Source organism: Holdemania massiliensis AP2, assembly GCF_000327285.1.
Classification (GTDB): domain Bacteria; phylum Bacillota_I; class Bacilli_A; order Erysipelotrichales; family Erysipelotrichaceae; genus Holdemania; species Holdemania massiliensis.
On record NZ_HE998567.1, the window covers coordinates 24252 to 27048 of the forward strand.

Consider the following 2797-nt stretch of genomic DNA (forward strand, 5'->3'; position numbering starts at 1 on the left):
TGTTATAATTCAATGGCGAAAACCCATAGGCTTGCCTATAGGATGAAAGCCACTTTTTTACTTGGTTTCAACATAGAAAAGATATATAATATATGTATCATATAAATGAAGGCGTGCAAGTATTCACAAATGTTTGAAAGATTATAATAAGGAGCTAAAATGGCACGATCAAAATCAAATAATGTACAAATAAATATATCCATTCCTATGGAATGGAAAACAGAGCTTGAAAACCTCGCTCGTATCTATTCGGTTGAAGAAGGCAAAACGATTACTTTTCTTGATTTAATGCGTAGAGGTATTCAGGAAAAATATCAATTAGGAGAACAAGATGAGTGAGGGACAATACCATAGTGCTTCGCATTGTAAATATCTTATACAATATCATATTATCTGGTGTCCAAAATTCAGATTTTCAATATTGCAAGGAAGGGTGGACACTACTCTCAAACAGATATTAGAAAAGATATGTGATGATTATGGATATAAAATCAAAGCACTTGAGGTAATGCCTGACCATATCCATATATTTGCAGATGTTCCGCAAACAGTTGCGCCTTGTGATGTTGTTAGAACTCTTAAAAGTATAAGTGCCATAGAATTGTTTAAAGTATATCCAAAACTAAAACAAGTCTATGCAAGATGCGGTGTCTTATGGTCAAGAGGATATTTTATATCCAGTGTCGGACATATCAGTGAAGCTACCGTAATGAAGTATATTGAGGAGCAGAAAAATGATCAATAACGAAGAGTCTAAAAAACTTCTGAAACAGTTTCATAAAGTTTCTGACAGACATATCTTGGCTGCAGAAACCGATATGTCTTCTTCTGATATACAAAAAGTTTTGACTCTTTCTGATAAAATTAGAAAATCAGGTAATGAGCTTATTTGTCTTATGAGAAAGAATTACAGTCAACTAATACGTACAAAAAAATATCGTAAATTGCTCGAACTATATGGTTCTGCCGAGGATAAAAAACATCGTAAAAACTTTGCGGTTCAACTTAATGAAATGCAAAAACGATATAAGGTTACCTGGGATTATTGTAGAACATCTATGATACCGATAGGTAAGAAATACGGCATTGGTGCAATATTTGCGCTTACTAAAGCAGCAGATATATGGCGAGGCATAGAGAAATGCCTTTATGGTAATGGCAAAACAATTCATTTTTCAAAATATGGAGAATTGCCTTGTATTAGAGCAAAGCAAATAAATCGTGGTATTCCGATGATGATTGAAGACAATAAATTAAAATTCAAATTGAATGGAAATGTCTTTGGAATACAGGTTAAAGATAAATTTCAAACAGATGAAGTAAATGCTATTTTAAATTATTTGAACGAACCTGAAATGACTGATAATAAAGCAATACAAATACTCGCAGATGAAGCCTATTGCATTAGCACATATAAACCTTGCTATGCTACTCTTGTACCCAAAATGATTCGTGGAAAATACAGAGTATATTTACATCTTACCCTTGAGGGTAAAGCAAAGCCTAAATATGACAGATTTGGTGATTTACGGCACAAGTTTGGTAAAGGAATCATTGGTGCTGATATAGGGACTCAAACCGTTGCCTATACTTCTCAAACAGAGGTAGGACTTAAAAACTTATCCGAGCGTGGAAATAGTATTCAAAAATCAGAACGAATGGAACGGCTGTATTATCGCGCTATGGATAGGAGCAGACGAGCAACGAATCCACAGAACTATAACACCAATGGTACTGTGAAAGAAGGTCATAAAACCTGGAAATATTCAAATCACTATAAGAGAATAAAAAACAGACATTCTGAATTATGCCGCATCAATGCTATAAACAGACAACTTGCAATCAATGAAGATGCAAACCATCTACGGAGTTTGGGAGATGTATTTATAACAGAACCTAAAAATGCGAGTAAACTTATGAAGCGGGCCAAAGAAACGATCTTTAATAGTAAAGGAAAATTGAATAGGAAAAAGCGGTTTGGTAAGTCCATTAAGAATAGATGCCCTTCTGGCTTTCAAACTTCCATTGAAAAGAAATTCAGGGTATCAGGAGGTGCCTATATAGAAGTACCTAATCATTACAGAGCCAGTCAGTATGACCATACGGCAGATGCGTATATAAAAAAGAAATTATCTGACCGTATGTATAAATTAGCAGATGGTACATGGGTACAAAGAGACTGGTATTCATCATTTTTGTTGTATTGCTACGATGATCAAACAAAAAACATAGACAAAAAGAAATGTGTTTCTGAATTTAACAACTATTATGAAAAAGAAAAAACTTTCATCGAATGGATTAAAGTAAATAAGATTAAAGTATTAAATAGTGGAATTAAAATCGCATAAACTTAATATTTAGGGAGATTGACTATCCTTCCTTATCGAAAGATAGAAATTTACCGTTAATGTGGTCGTAGGGCTGCTTGGTAATAGAAGTTCTTACTCAAATAGATTTATACTTGTATTCCAAAGTCTGAAAATGATGTACGATTATAAGCTAAACTTGGTAGTAAGAACCCCATGGGCTTGTCAATGGGAGTAGTCAGTTTCGGTACTCTGCATGTCCTGTTAGCCTCAAACGTCACGTGGCTTTCCGGAATGATTATTTTTACGACAACTCTGCTTGGCGGCCTGCTGCTGGGCTTGCTTTCTGAAAAAACATTTCAGGGTTCAATTTTGCCGGGGGTATTTCTGCATGGATTGGGCAACATGATCATCAATTTAATCCAGGCATTTTCATAATGATGCCCGCAACCAATGGCTGAGAAAACAGAGATAAAGAAAAACGGGTAACC

At 34.8% G+C, this 2797-nt stretch carries 4 protein-coding genes; all 4 read left to right on the forward strand.

The features are described from left to right. Positions 1 to 159: 159 nt before the first annotated feature. Positions 160 to 339 (forward strand): hypothetical protein, encoded by a 180-nt coding sequence (locus tag BN162_RS00125; RefSeq protein ID WP_020223017.1) that lies wholly within the window; start codon positions 160 to 162, stop codon positions 337 to 339. After that, positions 332 to 745 (forward strand): IS200/IS605 family transposase, encoded by a 414-nt coding sequence (gene tnpA, locus BN162_RS00130; protein ID WP_020223018.1) that lies wholly within the window; start codon positions 332 to 334, stop codon positions 743 to 745. The genes BN162_RS00125 and tnpA overlap by 8 nt, the downstream gene beginning before the upstream one ends. Then, the gene (locus tag BN162_RS00135; protein WP_020223019.1) at positions 735 to 2348 is read left to right on the forward strand and encodes a hypothetical protein; all 1614 of its coding nucleotides are present in this window, start codon (positions 735 to 737) and stop codon (positions 2346 to 2348) included. Before tnpA ends, BN162_RS00135 begins: the two co-directional genes overlap by 11 nt. A gap of 186 nt (positions 2349 to 2534) precedes the next feature. Beyond that, positions 2535 to 2744, forward strand: coding sequence for a CPBP family glutamic-type intramembrane protease (locus BN162_RS00140; RefSeq protein WP_020223020.1), 210 nt, complete (start codon positions 2535 to 2537; stop codon positions 2742 to 2744). Positions 2745 to 2797 lie beyond the last annotated feature (53 nt).

What these genes read in the sequence shown, in the direction of transcription:
- tnpA (WP_020223018.1), top strand. Translation starts at nt 332, where the DNA reads ATGAGTGAGGGACAATACCATAGTGCTTCGCATTGTAAATATCTTATA.
- BN162_RS00140 (WP_020223020.1), top strand. Translation starts at nt 2,535, where the DNA reads ATGGGAGTAGTCAGTTTCGGTACTCTGCATGTCCTGTTAGCCTCAAAC.
- BN162_RS00135 (WP_020223019.1), top strand. Translation starts at nt 735, where the DNA reads ATGATCAATAACGAAGAGTCTAAAAAACTTCTGAAACAGTTTCATAAA.
- BN162_RS00125 (WP_020223017.1), top strand. Translation starts at nt 160, where the DNA reads ATGGCACGATCAAAATCAAATAATGTACAAATAAATATATCCATTCCT.